This is a genomic window from Streptomyces sp. MCA2, from assembly GCF_023544705.1.
Lineage (GTDB): Bacteria > Actinomycetota > Actinomycetes > Streptomycetales > Streptomycetaceae > Streptomyces > Streptomyces decoyicus.
In genome coordinates this window covers 1-15,674 of record NZ_JAMJFM010000062.1, presented here as the reverse complement: position 1 = coordinate 15,674, position 15,674 = coordinate 1, and the positions used below count along the sequence as shown (strand labels likewise).

The 15,674-nt window shown below is 71.5% G+C and carries 15 protein-coding genes and 1 tRNA gene; 8 read left to right on the top strand and 8 right to left on the bottom strand.

Features of this window, described 5'->3' with window-relative positions; all coding sequences use genetic code 11:
- Positions 1 to 2 precede the first annotated feature (2 nt).
- Together M8I34_RS35285 and nth are read right to left on the bottom strand one after the other, a co-directional pair.
- A complete protein-coding gene (locus M8I34_RS35285) occupies positions 3 to 731 on the bottom strand; it encodes a CoA pyrophosphatase (RefSeq protein WP_250056772.1) in 729 nt (242 codons plus the stop codon).
- A gap of 53 nt (positions 732 to 784) precedes the next feature.
- Positions 785 to 1,888 carry an endonuclease III gene (nth, locus tag M8I34_RS35280; protein WP_250056770.1) on the bottom strand — a complete coding sequence of 368 codons (1,104 nt, stop codon included), beginning with the start codon at positions 1,886 to 1,888 and terminating at the stop codon, positions 785 to 787.
- Positions 1,889 to 2,331: 443 nt separating this feature from the next.
- Between nth and M8I34_RS35275 the strand changes: the two genes are divergently transcribed.
- Entirely contained in the window at positions 2,332 to 3,006 is a 675-nt protein-coding gene (locus M8I34_RS35275; RefSeq protein WP_006604164.1) for a Crp/Fnr family transcriptional regulator, read from the top strand.
- 249 nt (positions 3,007 to 3,255) lie between these two features.
- Positions 3,256 to 4,065, top strand: coding sequence for a nucleotidyltransferase (locus tag M8I34_RS35270; RefSeq protein WP_250056768.1), 810 nt, complete (start codon positions 3,256 to 3,258; stop codon positions 4,063 to 4,065).
- Between the two features lie 155 nt (positions 4,066 to 4,220).
- Here the strand turns inward: M8I34_RS35270 and M8I34_RS35265 are convergent, their stop codons facing one another.
- The 4 genes from M8I34_RS35265 to M8I34_RS35250 all read right to left on the bottom strand — a co-directional run bounded on the left by M8I34_RS35265 (position 4,221) and on the right by M8I34_RS35250 (position 6,739).
- Positions 4,221 to 5,057 carry an MBL fold metallo-hydrolase gene (locus M8I34_RS35265; protein WP_250056766.1) on the bottom strand — a complete coding sequence of 279 codons (837 nt, stop codon included), beginning with the start codon at positions 5,055 to 5,057 and terminating at the stop codon, positions 4,221 to 4,223.
- The gene (locus tag M8I34_RS35260) at positions 5,054 to 5,995 is read right to left on the bottom strand and encodes an NUDIX domain-containing protein (protein WP_250056764.1); all 942 of its coding nucleotides are present in this window, start codon (positions 5,993 to 5,995) and stop codon (positions 5,054 to 5,056) included. The genes M8I34_RS35265 and M8I34_RS35260 overlap by 4 nt, the downstream gene beginning before the upstream one ends.
- Positions 5,996 to 6,119: 124 nt before the next feature.
- Positions 6,120 to 6,584, bottom strand: coding sequence for a RidA family protein (locus M8I34_RS35255; protein WP_244419591.1), 465 nt, complete (start codon positions 6,582 to 6,584; stop codon positions 6,120 to 6,122).
- A complete protein-coding gene (locus M8I34_RS35250; RefSeq protein ID WP_107050307.1) occupies positions 6,581 to 6,739 on the bottom strand; it encodes a DUF4177 domain-containing protein in 159 nt (52 codons plus the stop codon). Before M8I34_RS35250 ends, M8I34_RS35255 begins: the two co-directional genes overlap by 4 nt.
- Before the next feature lie 209 nt (positions 6,740 to 6,948).
- On the opposite strand from M8I34_RS35250, the gene M8I34_RS35245 reads away from it, so the two are divergent.
- Together M8I34_RS35245 and M8I34_RS35240 are read left to right on the top strand one after the other, a co-directional pair.
- Positions 6,949 to 8,007, top strand: a complete 1,059-nt coding sequence (locus tag M8I34_RS35245) for an ArsA-related P-loop ATPase (protein WP_030989795.1) — start codon at positions 6,949 to 6,951, stop codon at positions 8,005 to 8,007.
- On the top strand, positions 8,004 to 9,425 hold the full coding sequence (locus M8I34_RS35240) for an ArsA family ATPase (protein WP_250056762.1): 1,422 nt from the start codon (positions 8,004 to 8,006) through the stop codon (positions 9,423 to 9,425). Before M8I34_RS35245 ends, M8I34_RS35240 begins: the two co-directional genes overlap by 4 nt.
- A gap of 271 nt (positions 9,426 to 9,696) precedes the next feature.
- Here M8I34_RS35240 and M8I34_RS35235 read toward each other — a convergent pair whose 3' ends face one another.
- Positions 9,697 to 10,038 carry a WhiB family transcriptional regulator gene (locus tag M8I34_RS35235; protein ID WP_030074909.1) on the bottom strand — a complete coding sequence of 114 codons (342 nt, stop codon included), beginning with the start codon at positions 10,036 to 10,038 and terminating at the stop codon, positions 9,697 to 9,699.
- Between the two features lie 382 nt (positions 10,039 to 10,420).
- Here M8I34_RS35235 and M8I34_RS35230 point away from each other — a divergent pair, with 382 nt between their 5' ends.
- Complete coding sequence (locus M8I34_RS35230) at positions 10,421 to 12,628, top strand: transglycosylase domain-containing protein (RefSeq protein WP_250056760.1); 2,208 nt, start codon at positions 10,421 to 10,423, stop codon at positions 12,626 to 12,628.
- 165 nt (positions 12,629 to 12,793) lie between these two features.
- Here M8I34_RS35230 and M8I34_RS35225 read toward each other — a convergent pair whose 3' ends face one another.
- The gene (locus M8I34_RS35225; protein ID WP_250056758.1) at positions 12,794 to 13,258 is read right to left on the bottom strand and encodes a GatB/YqeY domain-containing protein; all 465 of its coding nucleotides are present in this window, start codon (positions 13,256 to 13,258) and stop codon (positions 12,794 to 12,796) included.
- 128 nt (positions 13,259 to 13,386) lie between these two features.
- Here M8I34_RS35225 and M8I34_RS35220 point away from each other — a divergent pair, with 128 nt between their 5' ends.
- From M8I34_RS35220 to M8I34_RS35210, 3 genes are all read left to right on the top strand, one after another.
- A complete protein-coding gene (locus tag M8I34_RS35220; protein WP_250056756.1) occupies positions 13,387 to 14,313 on the top strand; it encodes a metallophosphoesterase in 927 nt (308 codons plus the stop codon).
- A 314-nt stretch (positions 14,314 to 14,627) separates the two neighbouring features.
- Positions 14,628 to 15,356: an integral membrane regulator gene (locus tag M8I34_RS35215; RefSeq protein WP_250056754.1), complete on the top strand. Its 729-nt coding sequence runs from the start codon at positions 14,628 to 14,630 to the stop codon at positions 15,354 to 15,356.
- A 12-nt stretch (positions 15,357 to 15,368) separates the two neighbouring features.
- Positions 15,369 to 15,442, top strand: a tRNA-Pro gene (locus M8I34_RS35210).
- Positions 15,443 to 15,674 lie beyond the last annotated feature (232 nt).

Genomic DNA, 15,674 nt, shown 5'->3' with positions numbered 1-15,674 from the left:
TCTCACGAGCGCCAGTCCAGCGGGACCGCCTTGTCACGGTCCCACGGAATCTCCCAGCCGGCGTAATGCAGGAGCCGGTCGATGACTCCGGCCGTAAACCCCCAGACCAGGGCGTTCTCGACAAGGAAGGCGGGCCCGGTGTGGCCACTGGGATGACGCGTGGTCACCCGATGGGCCGGGTCCGTGAGATCCGCCACGGGAACCGTGAAGACCCGGGCGGTCTCCGCCTGGTCGACCGCGCCGACCGGGCTCGGCCGGCGCCACCACCCCAGAACCGGTGTCACCACGAAGCCGCTGACGGGGATGTAGAGCCGCGGCAGCACGCCGAAGACCTGCACACCGGACGGATCGAGACCGGTCTCCTCCTCGGCCTCGCGCAGCGCCGCCCGCACCGGACCGGGGCCGTCCGGATCGCCGTCCTCCGGGTCGAGGGCGCCACCGGGGAACGAGGGCTGGCCGGCATGCGAGCGCAGAGTGCCCGCGCGCTCCATCAGGAGCAGCTCGGGGCCGCGGGGACCGTGACCGAAGAGGATCAGCACCGCGGACTGCCGGCCGCCGCCCTCCGGCGGCAGGAAGCGGCTGAGCTGGCGCGGCTCGATCGTGGCGGCCGCGCGGGCCACCGGGGACAGCCACTCGGGCAGTCCCTCGGCCGTGACCATGGCATCCCGGCCGGAGGCCGCCCCGCGGGCGTCCGCCTCCTCGCCGTACCGCTGCTCCCGTGCACTCCTCATACGCGCCCCCTCAGGCCTGGCGTCGATCGTCGGTCAGTTCTGGACGGCGGCCGTCATGAAGCGGCCACCGGGGGCGCCATCGGGGGAGCGGGCTGCCCCGGATAGTCGGCCGGCGGCTTCAGCCGCTGCCCCGGCTGGCCGCCCAGCTCGTACTTCAGCAGCTTCTTCGCCTTCTCCGGGTCCGTCTCGCCCTCGCCGTACGCGGGGCACAGGGGGGCGATGGGGCACGCTCCGCAGGCGGGTTTGCGGGAGTGGCAGACACGGCGGCCGTGGAAGACGACCCGGTGCGAGAGCATCGTCCACTCGCTCTTGGGGAAGATCTCGGCGACATCCGCCTCGACCTTCTCGGCGTCCTCCGCGGTGGTCCAGCCGAAGCGGCGGGCGAGACGGCCGAAGTGGGTGTCGACGGTGATGCCCGGAACGCCGAAGGCGTTGCCCAGCACCACATTGGCGGTCTTGCGGCCGACCCCGGGGAGAGTGACGAGGTCCTCCAGGCGGCCCGGCACCTCGCCGCCGAAGCGGTCGCGCAGCGCGGCCGACAGACCGAGCAGCGACTTCGTCTTGGCCCGGAAGAAGCCGGTCGGCCGGATCAGCTCCTCCAGCCGCTCCGGATCCATCGCGGCCATGTCCTCGGGCGTCGGGCAGACCGCGAAGAGGCGCGGGGTGGTCTGGTTGACCCTCAGGTCGGTGGTCTGCGCGGACAGGACCGTCGCGACCAGCAGCTCGAAGGGGTTGGTGAAGTCCAGCTCGGGATGGGCGTACGGATACAGCTCGGCCAGCTCACGATTGATCCGGCGGGCCCGCCGGACCATGGCGGCGTGCGACTCGGGCTTGCGCGCGGGGGCCTTCTTGGCGGGGGCCTTCGCGGTGGCCGTCTTGGCCGCCGTCTTCTTCGCCGTCGTCTTCTTGGCGGTGGCGGTCTTGGCCGTCGCCGTCTTGGCAGTGGCGGTCTTGGCAGTGGCGGTCTTCTTGGCGGCCGGCTTCTTGGCGGGTGCCTGTTCGGCGGCCGCAGTCGTCTTCTTCGCGGTGGCCTTCTTCGCGGTGGTCTTCGCGGTCGCCTGCTTGGCGACGGCCTTCTGTGCGGTGGCCTTCTTCGTGACGGCCTTCTTCGCTGCGGCCTTCGTGGCCGCCGCCGGCTTCTCTGGAGTTTCGTTCACGGCGGCCTTCTTCCCTGCCGAGGTCCTGCCTACCAAGGTCTTCTTCACGGAGGTCTGCGCGGTGGTGTCCTGCGCCGCCGGTCGCGACGCGCCGGGCTTGCGGACGGCCGGCTTCCGGCCGGACGTCACCCCGGAGGGCGATTTGTTACTTTTATCGGAATTCGAGGTGCGGCCGGACCGCTGTTCGCCCACAGCGGAATCACGCCCTGCACTCACTCTTCCGGCCCCCCACTCCTCTGCTCTCACCGGCGTATTGGACACTCGGCCAGACTAAGGCCAGCCACTGACATCCGGCTTGATCACTGTGATTCCTGACCCCAATCGGCCCCCTGCCTTACGGCTCGCGGCACCGGTCCGGCAAACTTGTGATTGATCGCACTGTTTTGCATTCCGGCATGATGGGGACCACAGTCCCCCGGAGCATGTCGACAAGGAGAGATCTCGTGGACGACGTTCTGCGGCGCGCACCGCTCTTCGCGGCGCTCGATGACGAGCAGGCGGCCGAGCTGCGCGCCTCAATGGGAGAGGTCACGCTCGCCCGCGGCGACGCCCTGTTCCACGAAGGGGACCCCGGCGACCGCCTGTACGTGGTCACCGAGGGCAAGGTGAAGCTGCACCGCACTTCCCCGGACGGCCGGGAGAACATGCTCGCCGTCCTCGGTCCCGGCGAGCTGATCGGTGAGCTCTCGCTCTTCGACCCGGGCCCGCGTACGGCCACGGCTTCCGCCCTCACCGAGGTCAAGCTCCTCGGCCTGGGACACGGCGACCTTCAGCCCTGGCTGAACGCCCGCCCGGAGGTGGCCACGGCCCTGCTGCGTGCAGTCGCCCGCCGACTGCGCAAGACCAACGACCAGATGTCCGACCTGGTCTTCTCGGACGTGCCGGGCCGTGTGGCCCGCGCCCTGCTCGACCTGTCGCGCCGCTTCGGCGTGCAGTCCGAGGAAGGTATCCACGTCGTCCACGACCTGACGCAGGAGGAGCTGGCGCAGCTGGTCGGTGCCTCGCGCGAGACGGTCAACAAGGCGCTCGCGGACTTCGCGGGCCGCGGCTGGCTGCGCCTGGAGGCGCGCGCCGTGATCCTGCTGGACGTCGAGCGGCTGGCCAAGCGCTCGCGCTGATCCGGCTCGTACACAGCCTGGCGAGGGCCCCGCTCCGGCGGGGCCCTTCGTCATGGCCCCGCCGGCCGCTCCGCCATGGAGCCGCGCGACCACTGGACCGCCCTCCGAGCGGGACCACCGGCTCGCCCCGTAAGCAGGACCACTGGCTCCCTCGGCAATCGGGGCCACTGGCTCCCCCGGTAACCAGGACCGCTGGCTGCCCCCGTAATCAGGTCGCCCCACCACCCGCCCCCTCGCCATAGTGGCGCCATGACCAACGGCACGGGGCTGGACCGGGACGGCTGCTTCGTACGGGAAGGGGCCCTGGACCGCGTCTCCGCGCCGTTCGCGCCCGTCGTGGCGGAGCTCGGCGCCCGGATCCGCGAGCGCTTCGGCCCCGGCCGCCTGCACAGCAGCTATCTCTTCGGCAGCGTCCCGCGCGGCACCGCCGTCCCCGGAGTCTCCGACCTCGACGCGCTGCTCGCGCTGCGGGACGAGCCCACCGACGCCGACCGCGCCGCCGTCCACGCCGTCGAGCAGGGCCTGGATGCCGCCTTCCCGCAGGTCGACGGCGTGGGGATCCTGCTGTTCGGCGTGGACCGCCTGCGCAGCGAGCGGGAGCGGTACGACCACGGCTGGTTCGTCGCCTGTCTGTGCACCCCGCTCAGCGGCCCGGATCTCGCCGCCGAGCTGCCCCGCTACCGCCCCACGTCGCTCCTCGCCCGCGAGACCAACGGCGACCTGATCCACAACCTGCCCGGTCTGCGCGAGAAGGCCGCGGCGGCCACCACGGAAGCCGAGCGCATCCGGCTGACCCGGGGTGTGGCGCGCCGGCTCGTACGCACCGGCTTGACCCTGGTCATGCCGCGCTGGGGCGGCTGGACGAGTGATCTCGCCGAGTCCGCCGCGGTGTTCGGGCGCTACTACCCGGCGTACGCCGAGCAGATGTGCGCCGCGGTGCACGCCGCCCGGACGCCCGCCGCGTACCCGGAGCTGCTGGACGAGCTGCTCACCGGCCTCGCCCCCTGGCTGGCCGCCGAGTATCTGGCCGTCCACGGGGCGAAGGCGCCCCGGCCGTAGGCGAGCTGACGGCGTCTCTCGCCGACGGAGGACCGTTCTTGGCCGTCAGCCCGGCCCGCGGTCACGGCCGTCAGCCCCGGCCGCCGACCCGCCGTTCTTCGCCATCGGCCGCACGCACAGCCCCGCCACCGGCCCCTGCCCGTCAGCCCCGCCCGTCAGCCCTCGATCAGCCCGTGCTCGCCCAGGTAGTCCAGCTGTGCCCGCACCGACAGCTCGGCGGCCGGCCACAGGGAACGGTCGACATCGGCGTACACGCCGGCGACGACCTCGGCGGGCGTGCGGTGGCCGGCCTCGACCGCGGTCTCCACCTGGGCGAGCCGGTGCGCCCGGTGCGCCAGATAGAACTCCACCGCCCCCTGGGCGTCGTTCAGCACCGGCCCGTGGCCGGGCAGGACCGTCGCCACCCCTTCGTCGACGGTGAGGGACCGCAGCCGGCGCAGCGAGTCCAGGTAGTCGCCGAGCCGCCCGTCGGGGTGGGCGACGACGGTGGTGCCGCGCCCCAGGATCGTGTCGCCCGTGAGCACCGCGCGGTCGGCCGGGAGGTGGAAGGAGAGCGAGTCCCCGGTGTGGCCCGGGGTGGGCACCACGCGCAGTTCCAGGCCTCCGGTGGTGATGACCTCGCCCGCGTCGAGCCCCTCGTCGCCCAGCCGCAGCGCCGGGTCCAGCGCGCGTACGGACGAACCGGTCAGCTCGGCGAAGCGGGCGGCGCCGTCGGAGTGGTCCGGGTGACCGTGGGTCAGCAGGGTCAGCGCGATGCGCTTGCCGGCCCGCTCGGCGGTGTCGATGACGGCCCGGAGGTGGCCCTCGTCGAGCGGCCCGGGGTCGATGACGACGGCGAGATCGGAGTCCGGCTCGGCGACGATCCAGGTGTTGGTGCCGTCCAGCGTCATCGGCGACGGGTTCGGGGCCAGGACGCAATGGGCGCGCGCGGTGGCGGGCCCCGAGATCACTCCGCCACGGGGCTGTCCGGGGAGGGCGGATGCTTCGGTCATGCGGGGGTCCCTCCCGAGGGGCCGGGGCGGTCCGAGGAGCCGTCGGCGTCCCCGGGAGCACCGGTGGCGGCGTCGGTCTGCGCGATGTGCTTGGTGAACTCGTCGTGTCCCGGCCAGCTCAGCTCGATCTCGTCGCCCACGAGGCGGGCCTGCGCCAGCACCGGCGTCAGGTTCTGGGCCTCCGCGCCCGCCAGCGTGTCCTCGACCGTGGCGTACGGCTGGAGCGAGCGGAGCGTGGCGATGGTCGGCGGCATCATCAGCAGCTCACCGCGGTCGTAGCCGGCGGCCGCCTCCTCCGGCCGGATCCACGCCGTACGGTCCGCCTCCGTGGAAGCGTTCCGGGTGCGCTGGCCCTCGGGGAGCGCCGCCACGAAGAACCAGGTGTCGTAGCGCCGCGGCTCGAACTCCGGGGTGATCCAGCGGGCCCAGGCACCGAGCAGATCGGAGCGCAGGACGAGCCCGCGACGGCCCAGGAAGTCGGCGAAGGACAGCTCATGGGCGACGAGGGCGGCGCGGTCGACCTCCCAGTCCTCGCCGGTGGTGTCCGTGACGACCGTGTCGGCCGAGGCGCCCGCGAGCAGCACGCCCGCCTCCTCGAACGTCTCGCGGACCGCCGCGCAGATGATGGTCTGGGCGGTGGCCGGGTCGACGCCCATACGGACCGCCCACTGGGCACGCGACGGGCCGGCCCAGGCCACCGGGCGCTCGTCGCGCGGATCGACGGAGCCGCCCGGATAGGCGTACGCGCCCCCGGCAAAGGCCATGGAGGTGCGTCTGCGCAGCATGTGGACGGCGGGGCCGCCGGAAGCGGAGTCCCGCAGCAGCAGGACGGTGGCGGCCCGCCGGGGTTCGGGAGGGGTCAGCTCGCCGTTCGCGAGCGCCCGGATGCGGTCCGGCCATTCGGGCGGGTACCACTGGCCATTGGTCGTGGACGACATGGCCGGATGCTATGCGCTCACGCGCGGATGTTCGAGGGTGTCTTGCGCGCCGGAGGGCCCCTGCTGGCGAGGGGCCCCCGGGCGCACGGCACACACCCCGGGCTTCGGCGCCCTGACGGGGTGCCTATGCGGCGATCTCGACCTGGATCTCGACCTCGACCGGTGCGTCGAGCGGCAGCACCGCCACGCCCACCGCGGACCGGGCGTGCACGCCCTTGTCGCCGAGGATCTCGCCCAGCAGCTCGCTGGCGCCGTTGAGGACGCCCGGCTGGCCGGTGAAGTCCGGTGCGGAGGCCACGAAGCCGACGACCTTCACGACGCGCTGGATCTTGTCCAGGTCGCCGATGAGGGACTTCACGGCCGCCAGCGCGTTGAGCGCACAGGTCGCGGCGAGCTCCTTGGCCTGCTCGGCGCTGACCTCGGCGCCCACCTTGCCGGTGGCCGGCAGCGCGCCGTCCACCATCGGCAGCTGGCCGGAGGTGAAGACGTACGAGCCGGAGCGCACCGCGGGCTGGTACGTAGCCAGCGGCGGCACGACCTGCGGCAGCTTGAGGCCGAGCGCCGCGATCTTGTCCTCCGCCGCGCTCACGCCTTCTCCCGCTTCAGGTAGGCCACCAGCTGATCGGGGTTGTTCGGGCCCGGAACGACCTGGACGAGCTCCCAGCCGTCCTCGCCCCAGGTGTCCAGAATCTGCTTCGTCGCGTGCACGAGCAGCGGCACGGTCGCGTATTCCCACTTGGTCATGGGCCGAGCGTAATGCCTGTCCACGACAGCGGTGGACGCCGTCCGCCACAGGCAGCCCGCACCCGTCCCGCACGGCGTTCGCGAGCGCGGCCACCGGGCCCCTACGGGACATCCCTGAGCCTTCCCGGAGGGACCACGGGCAGATTCTCCGGGGCTTCCCAGGCGTATCCCGTGCGTAGCCGGGACGCGGACTGGTTAGGCTCCTTGGCGTGAGCAGGCTCCATGTCGTCAGCGGCAAGGGTGGCACCGGCAAGACCACGGTCGCCGCTGCCCTCGCCCTCGCCCTGGCCACCGAGGGTCGCCGTACCCTCCTGGTCGAGGTCGAGGGCCGACAGGGCATTGCCCAGTTGTTCGAAACAGAAGCGCTTCCCTACGAGGAACGCAAGATCGCGGTGGGCCCGGCGTCGGAAGGCGCGTCGCCCTGGGCATCCCCGCGGACGGAGGCCGCGGGAGAGGCCTCTCGGGGCGGTGGCGGGAGACGGGCCGGCGGTGAGGTCCACGCCCTGGCCATCGACGCCGAACGCGCCCTTCTGGACTACCTCCAGATGTTCTACAAGCTCGGCAGCGCCGGCCGGGCGCTGAAGAAGCTCGGCGCGATCGACTTCGCCACGACCATCGCGCCGGGCCTGCGGGACGTCCTGCTGACCGGCAAGGCGTGCGAGGCGGTGCGCCGCAAGGACAAGAGCGGAAAGTTCGTCTACGACGCGGTCGTGATGGACGCCCCGCCGACCGGCCGCATCACCCGTTTCCTGAACGTCAACGACGAGGTCGCCGGCCTCGCGAAGATCGGCCCGATCCACAATCAGGCACAAGCCGTGATGCGGGTCCTCAAGTCGCCCGAGACGGCGGTGCATCTGGTGACGCTCCTGGAGGAGATGCCGGTCCAGGAGACCGCGGACGGCGTCGCCGAGCTGCGCGCCGCCGGCATCCCCGTGGGCGGCATCGTCATCAACATGACCCGCCCGGCGCTGCTGGACAACGGCGACCTCGACAGCGCCGCCCGCGGCGCGCGTACGGGCGTCGCCAAGGCGCTCTCCCAGGCCGGTCTGGGCGGCGCCCGCCGCGGCGGCCTGGCGGACCGGCTGATCGACCCCCTGCTGGAGCAGGCGCGCGAACACGCCGAGCGGGTCGAGCTGGAGCGCGCCGAGTACGCCGAACTCACCGCCATCGGCCTGCCCACCCACGAGTTGGAGCTGCTCCCCGAGGGAGTGGACCTCGCCGGGCTCTACCACCTGGCGAGAGACCTGCGGAAACAGGGGCCCATATGACCTCGGACAACACGACGCTGGACGCCTCGGCCCCGCGGCTCGAGGTCGACACGCTGATCGACGACCCGCACACCCGCATCGTGGTGTGCTGCGGCTCGGGCGGCGTCGGCAAGACCACGACGGCCGCGGCCCTGGGCGTGCGCGCCGCCGAGCGCGGCCGCAAGGTCGTCGTGCTCACCATCGACCCGGCCAGGCGGCTGGCCCAGTCGATGGGCATCTCCGAGCTCGACAACGTCCCGCGCCAGGTCAAGGGCGTCGACGAGAGCGCGGGCGGCGAACTGCACGCGATGATGCTGGACATGAAGCGCACCTTCGACGAGATCGTCGAGGGTCATGCGGATGCCGACCGGGCCCGCGCCATCCTGGAGAACCCCTTCTACCAGTCCCTGTCGGCCGGTTTCGCGGGCACGCAGGAGTACATGGCCATGGAGAAGCTCGGCCAGCTCCGCGCGAACGACGAGTGGGACCTGATCATCGTCGACACCCCGCCGAGCCGCTCGGCGCTGGACTTCCTGGACGCGCCCAAGCGCCTGGGCTCCTTCCTGGACGGCAAGTTCATCCGGGTGCTGATGGCGCCGGCGAAGGTGGGCGGCCGGGCCGGCATGAAGTTCCTCAATGTCGGCATGTCGATGATGACCGGCACCCTCAGCAAGCTCATGGGCGGTCAACTGCTGCGCGATGTACAGACCTTCGTGGCCGCCATGGACACCATGTTCGGCGGCTTCCGCACCCGCGCGGACGCCACCTACCGCCTCCTCCAGGCCCCCGGGACGGCGTTCCTCGTGGTGGCCGCTCCGGAGCGGGACGCGCTGCGCGAGGCGGCGTACTTCGTCGAGCGGCTGGCCGCCGAGCAGATGCCGCTGGCCGGCCTCGTGCTGAACCGGGTGCACGGCAGCGGCGCCGCCCAACTGAGCGCCGAGCGCGCCCTGGCCGCCGCGGAAGCCCTGACGGACCGCATGGCGGAGGACACCCATGCGGACACCCACCCGGACACGGAGGCGGACCCCGGTACGGACGACGCCGGTGCGGCCCCGGACGCAGCCCCTGCCCCCGCCGCCGACTCCGCCCCGCCCCCCGGCCGCGCAGAAAATAATCTTGAAGCCACCGGCATTGTGGATCTCGACGACGGGAAGGCTGGCTCACGTACCGCCGGCAGCCCCTCCCCCGCTGCCGCGGCGGAGCATGTGACACCCACATCAGCCTCAGCGGCGCAACTGGCCGCCGGCCTCCTACGGCTGCACGCGGAACGTATGCAGGTCCTCGCGCGCGAACGTCGCACCCGGGACCGCTTCACCACGCTGCATCCCGAGGTTCCGGTGACGGAGGTCGCCGCGCTGCCCGGCGACGTCCATGACCTCGCGGGACTGCGTGCCATCGGCGACCGCCTGGCGCTGAACCCCACGGCCACCGACGACTGAGCCGCACCCACGGCCGGCTCAGCCACCCACCACGAAGCGCCCCTCACCACCCACGAAGCACTCCTTACGCGACATTTCACGTGCCACGCGAATCTCACGTGTCACACGCATTCCCGTGTCACACGCCTCACGAGGCGCGCCGGACAGCGCGCCCCGCCTCTCCTGGAGCCGCAACTCCCAGGCGCGTTACCGGCACTGGCGCCCCTGCCACGACTCGACAGAACGCGCCACCAGCCGAACCTTCTCGGCCAAATCTCCCGGCCGGTCCCGGCTACCCGACCGCGGCCAACACATCGAAGGCCTCGTCCTCGCAGTCCAACGGCAGGATGCCCGTGCTGCGCTCGTATTCCGTACGCGCTGTCTCCAACAGCCGACGCCATGACGTCACGGTCGGGCGGCGGCGCAGCAGCGCCCTCCGCTCGCGCTCGGTCATCCCGCCCCACACGCCGAACTCCACCCGGTTGTCCAGGGCATCGGCCAGGCACTCCGTACGCACCGGACATCCGGTGCACACTGCCTTGGCACGGTTCTGCGCCGCCCCTTGTACGAACAGTTCATCCGGATCGGTAGTGCGGCAGGCTGCCTGTGCACTCCAGTCGGTTACCCAGCTCATGCTGGCGCCGTCCTCTCCCGAATCGAGGCTCCCCCACGGCGGCAATCGGCATATTCACCGTTGCCAGTTGAGGACGTTACGGAAGGCAGGCAGGGCGCAACACCCCCTTCGGGCCCAATCTTGAATGGCCCGAACGGACTATGCGTACGCGGCAGATCACCCAACGGAGTGACCGAACGGCATACGTCACTTTGCGCACAAGACGGGACAGTTCACCGCCCTGACACGGGATTTCTCTCGACACGGACAGGCGCGTGGGGGGCGCGACCCGCGAAAGTAGGGGTTGACGAACTGAGGCGTAACCGTTCAGCTGTGGTAGCTGAGAACAGGCTAGGCGAACAGGTGCGCCCCTGTCCGGCGATTGAGAACGTAGGCTGCCCTCATGCCTAAGAAGCGCGATGGCGGGGGTCTGTCCAAGACGCAGCAGGCCGCCAAGTTCCTCGGTGTCAGCGTCCTGGCCGGAGCGGTGCTCGCCGGCCTCGCGCTCCCGGCGGCCGGGGCGCTCGGCCTCACCGCCAAGGGATCGGTCGAGGGCTTCGACGACATCCCGGCGAACCTCAAGACACCGCCGCTCAGCCAGCGGACCAGGATCCTGGACTCCAAGGGCGGCGAGATCGCCAAGGTCTACTCCCGTGACCGCACGGTCATCGGCCTCAAGGACATGTCGCCGTATATCCAGAAGGCGATCGTCGCGATCGAGGACGCGCGCTTCTACCAGCACGGCGCCATCGACCTGAAGGGCATCCTGCGGGCGCTCAACAAGAACGCCCAGTCGGGCGCCGTCTCCCAGGGCGCCTCGACGCTGACCCAGCAGTATGTGAAGAACGTCTTCATCGAGGAGGCGGGCGACAACCCGGACAAGGTCGCGCAGGCCACCCAGCAGACCCTCGGCCGCAAGGTCAAGGAGCTCAAGTACGCAATCCAGGTGGAGAAGGAGCTCGGCAAGCGCAAGATCTTGCAGAACTACCTCAACATCACGTTCTTCGGGCAGCAGGCCTACGGCATCGAGGCGGCTGCCCAGCGCTACTTCAGCAAGCACGCCAAGGACCTGAACCTCGGGGAGTCGGCGCTGCTGGCCGGCATCGTCCAGTCGCCCAGCCGCTACGACCCGGTCAATGACCCGCAGGAGGCCACCCGGCGGCGCAACACCGTCCTCCAGCGGATGGCCGACATGAAGGACGTCACCCAGGCGGAGGCCGACGCGGCCGCCAAGAAGCCGATCAAGCTGGCGGTCAGCCGCCCCAAGAACGGCTGTATCACCGCCACCGACGGCGCCGGCTTCTTCTGTGACTACATCCGCACGGTCTTCCTCAGCGACAAGGCCTTCGGCAAGAGCCGCAAGACCCGCCTCAAGCTCTGGAACCAGGGCGGCATGACCATCCGCACCACCCTCGACCCGCAGGCCCAGAAGTCTGTACAGGCGTCGATAAAGGAGCACGTCTACGACGACGACCCGGTCGCCACCGCCGCCACCATCGTCGAACCGGGGACCGGCAAGATCCTCGGCATGGGCCAGTCACGCCCGTACGGCTTCCGCGAGAACGAGACCGTGATCAACCTCTCGGTGAACCACGACATGGGCGGGGGCGCCGGCTATCTGCCCGGGTCGACCTTCAAGCCGGTGGTCGCGGCGGCCGCGCTGGAGCAGGGGACGAATCCGGAGCAGGAGTACCCGTCGCCGTACCGGATGCCGTATCCCACCCCGGTCCAGACCTGCGAGGGCGAGTGGCAGGGCAACGGATCCGAGAACGTCGAGAACGAGAACAAGGAAGAGGTCGGCCCGTACGGCATGAAGGAGGCGACCGCGAAGTCGGTCAACACCTACTTCGTGCAGCTGATCAGCGATATGGGTGTCTGCCCCGCGGTCAAGATGGCGCAGAAGATGGGCATCGAGCGGGCGGACGGCAAGCCGCTCCAGCAGGTGCCGTCGATGACGCTCGGCACGCAGGAGATGTCGCCGCTCACGATGGCGGCCGGCTACGCCACCTTCGCCAGTGGCGGCCAGTACTGCTCACCGGTGGCGCTCGAGTCGATCACCGACGCGCGGGGCCGGGCGATGAAGGTCCCGCAGTCCAGTTGCCGTACCGCCATGTCCAAGAAGACCGCGGACACCATCAACACGCTGCTCAAGGGTGTGGTCGAGGACGGCACCGGCAAGGAGGCCGGGCTCCAGGGCCGCGACAGCGCCGGCAAGACCGGTACCACCGACAGCCGCTACGCCGCCTGGTTCGTCGGCTACACCCCCAACGCGGCCGGCGCGGTCTGGGTCGGCGACCCGCAGCACAAGCGCAAGATGTTCAACATCACCATCGGCGGCGTCCCCCACGACAAGGTCTACGGCGCCGACACCCCCGGCCCCATCTGGCGCGACGCGATGTCGGGCGCACTGGAAGGACGCCCCGCGCCCGCCCTGCCGACCGTCCCGATCGACGACCCCGCCAAGGACAAGAAGCAGGGCGACGAGGGCGACAAGGGCCGCGGCAAGCCCAAGCCCGGCCGGGGCGGCCACGGCGGTCACAACAAGCCGGGCGGCGGCTGGCACATCCCCGGCTTCCCCGACATCCTGGGCGGCGGCAACGGCGGCTGGTGAACGGCCGGTTGGGCCGATCGGCCGGAGGAACGGCCGGTTGGGCCGTACGGCCGGAGGAACGGCCGGCCGGCCCGGGCGGCGGAGATGCCGGTACATCACGAAAGGCGAGGGGCGCCCCACCATGGGGGCGCCCCTCGTCCTTCCCTCAAAAACCCGTCCGGCGGCTCAGCCGGCCAGCAGCTTCTTCACCACCGCGGCCACCCGGCCGCCCTCGGCCCGGCCCGCCACCTGCGGGTTGACGATCTTCATGACGGCGCCCATCGCCCGCGGCCCCTCGGCGCCGGCGCCCTTGGCCTCCGCCACGGCAGCCGCGACCAGCTGCTCCAGCTCCTCGTCGGACAGCTGCTTGGGCAGGTAGTCCGCGAGGATCTCGCCCTCGGCGCGCTCGCGCTCGGCCGACTCCCCGCGGCCGCCCTTCTCGAAGGCGTCCGCGGCCTCCCGGCGCTTCTTCGCCTCCCGCGCGATGATCTTCTCGACCTCGCCGTCGGACAGCTCGCGCGCCTCGGTGCCCGCGACCTCTTCCTTCTGGATCGCGGTCAGCGTGAGACGGAGGGTGGAGGAACGCAGCTCGTCGCGCGCCTTGATCGCGATGGTGAGGTCGTCGTGCAGCTTGGACTTGAGCGTGGTCATGCCGTCGAGTATGCCCCCACCCACCGACAACCGCCGCGCCTTTTCCCCCGCCCCGCCACGCCCACCGCCCCGGCGGGGCGTCTCCCTCCCACTGCACCCACCCCCCGCACTCTGCGACGATGGGGAGCATGCGCGCGCGATACGGAGTACCCCTGACCCTGACCGCAGTCGGTGCGGCCGGCCTGGCCTACGCCGCCGGCTTCGAAGTCCGCTCCTTCCGCCTCCGGCGCGTCACCGTGCCCGTACTGCCCCGCGGCATGCGGCCGTTGCGCGTCCTACAGGTCTCCGACGTCCACATGGTCAGCGGACAGCGCAAGAAGCAGCGCTGGTTGCAGTCGCTCGCGGGGCTGCGCCCCGACTTCGTCATCAACACCGGCGACAACCTCTCCGACCCCGAGGGCGTCCCCGAGACGCTGGACGCGCTCGGCCCGCTGATGGAGTTCCCGGGCGCCTACGTCTTCGGCTCCAACGACTACTACGGCCCCAAGCTGCGCAACCCCGCCCGCTACCTCCTCGAGCGGGCCCAGGGCCGGCACGGCCTCAACGGCAACGCGCCCGCCGTGGGCGTCGTCCACAACCCGTGGGAGGAGCTGCGCGACGCCTTCGACGCGGCCGGCTGGGTCGGCCTGTCCAATTCGCGCGGCCGCCTCAAGCTGGAGGGCATCGAGATCGCCCTGACCGGCCTGGACGACCCGCACATCAAGCGTGACCGCTACGCCGAGGTCGCCGGCGGACCGGAATCCGGCGCCGACCTCTCCCTGGCCGTCGTCCACGCCCCCTACCTGCGCTCCCTGGACGCGTTCACCGCCGACGGCTACCCCCTGATCCTGGCCGGCCACACCCACGGCGGCCAGCTCTGCATCCCCTTCTACGGGGCCCTCGTCACCAACTGCGACATCGACACCGACCGTGTGAAGGGCCTGTCCACCCACACCGCCGCCGGCCACACCTCCTACCTCCACGTCTCCGCCGGCTGCGGCACCAACCGCTACACCCCGGTCCGCTTCGCCTGCCCCCCGGAAGCGACGCTGCTGACGCTGACGGCACGGGACTGAGCGGGGCGGAGACGGGCGAGCCGGGCGGAGACGGGGGATCCAGCGTTCGGGGGCCTCGGTATTCGGGGGGCGGCAGCGGCGTTCGGGGAGCGGCTGCGAGTGAGAGGCGGCCGCGGGTGAGGAGCGGGTGGGGCTTTCCGGAGTCCGGCCCTCCGCGAGCCCGCCCCTCCTCCGAATCCGGCCTCCTCGAATCCGGCCTTCCGGGAGTCCGGCCTCTGGAGTCCGCGAACGCCCCGGGCCCCGGCTCGCCCCGGGCCGGGGTTTTGCCGGACGGGGTCTCCCGCAGTCGTTGATCATCCCCCTACCGTGGGGGGATGTCCGAACCCACCCGGACCTCGCAGTCCACGCGCCATGCCACCGGCCCGGCCGGCGCCGCCGCCCGCACCCCGGCAGCCGCCGTCGCCCCCACGAGCCGTCACCCGCTGGCGGCCGCCTTCCGCGTCCTCATCACCACGGCCACCCTGACCGGCCTGCTCCTCGCGGCCCTCGCCACCACCGGCCCGGCCCAGCTCCTCACCCGCTTCACCGTGCAGGCCAATATCGCCTCCGTGTTGGTCTCCGCCTGCGCCGCCCACCGCGCCTGGACCGGCCGCCGCCCCGTAAGCCCCCGGCTCACCGGCGCGCTCCTCCCGTTCCTCTGGCTCCCCGCCCTCATCCACCACGCCTTCCCGGCCGCCGACTCCACCGCCTTCACCCTGCCGGCCGCCACCGCCCCGGGCGTCACCCAAGCCCTCTGCCACCAGCTCCTCTACACAGTCGTCCCGCTCGCCGCTCTCGCCGACTGGCTCCTGCTCACCACTCCCCGCGGCTTCCGCCTGCCCTACGCCTGGCAGTGGCCCGCCTATCCCCTTCTCTTCCTCGCTCTCGCCCTTGCCTTCCCCGCCACTTCCGGCGCCCCTTCCCCCACCGCCACCACCGCCCTCTCCATCGGCATCGCCATCTGCGCCCTCCCTTTGACCGCCATCGGGATCGACCAGGTCAGGCCCGCTCCCCGGCTCCACAACAACCGGATTTCACCTACGGGGATCAGTCCGCTAAAGTAGAGCTCGTTGCTTCGGGGTGTAGCGCAGCTTGGCAGCGCGCTTCGTTCGGGACGAAGAGGTCGTGGGTTCAAATCCCGCCACCCCGACTGAAGGAACAGAGATCAGGGGCCTGATCCGCGAAAGCGGGTCGGGCCCCTGATTCGTTTCCGGGTGCGGGGCTCTTGGGGGTCGTGAGAGGCCGGGCCGGGAATTCTTCGCTCGGGCGCCGCCTCATGACGTGCCGTCACTCGGGTCTCGCGGGAGGCCAGGTGGCGCGAGGCTAAGTGACATGGGTCACGTGCCTGGTCGGCGGCTTCCCTTGCGGGCGGCCGGGGCGAG

Coding starts and splice junctions, on each gene's coding strand:
- M8I34_RS35285 (WP_250056772.1), bottom strand. CDS start 731: ATGAGGAGTGCACGGGAGCAGCGGTACGGCGAGGAGGCGGACGCCCGC.
- M8I34_RS35270 (WP_250056768.1), top strand. CDS start 3,256: ATGACCAACGGCACGGGGCTGGACCGGGACGGCTGCTTCGTACGGGAA.
- M8I34_RS35265 (WP_250056766.1), bottom strand. CDS start 5,057: ATGACCGAAGCATCCGCCCTCCCCGGACAGCCCCGTGGCGGAGTGATC.
- M8I34_RS35260 (WP_250056764.1), bottom strand. CDS start 5,995: ATGTCGTCCACGACCAATGGCCAGTGGTACCCGCCCGAATGGCCGGAC.
- M8I34_RS35250 (WP_107050307.1), bottom strand. CDS start 6,739: ATGACCAAGTGGGAATACGCGACCGTGCCGCTGCTCGTGCACGCGACG.
- M8I34_RS35240 (WP_250056762.1), top strand. CDS start 8,004: ATGACCTCGGACAACACGACGCTGGACGCCTCGGCCCCGCGGCTCGAG.
- M8I34_RS35235 (WP_030074909.1), bottom strand. CDS start 10,038: ATGAGCTGGGTAACCGACTGGAGTGCACAGGCAGCCTGCCGCACTACC.
- M8I34_RS35230 (WP_250056760.1), top strand. CDS start 10,421: ATGCCTAAGAAGCGCGATGGCGGGGGTCTGTCCAAGACGCAGCAGGCC.
- M8I34_RS35225 (WP_250056758.1), bottom strand. CDS start 13,258: ATGACCACGCTCAAGTCCAAGCTGCACGACGACCTCACCATCGCGATC.
- M8I34_RS35220 (WP_250056756.1), top strand. CDS start 13,387: ATGCGCGCGCGATACGGAGTACCCCTGACCCTGACCGCAGTCGGTGCG.
- M8I34_RS35215 (WP_250056754.1), top strand. CDS start 14,628: ATGTCCGAACCCACCCGGACCTCGCAGTCCACGCGCCATGCCACCGGC.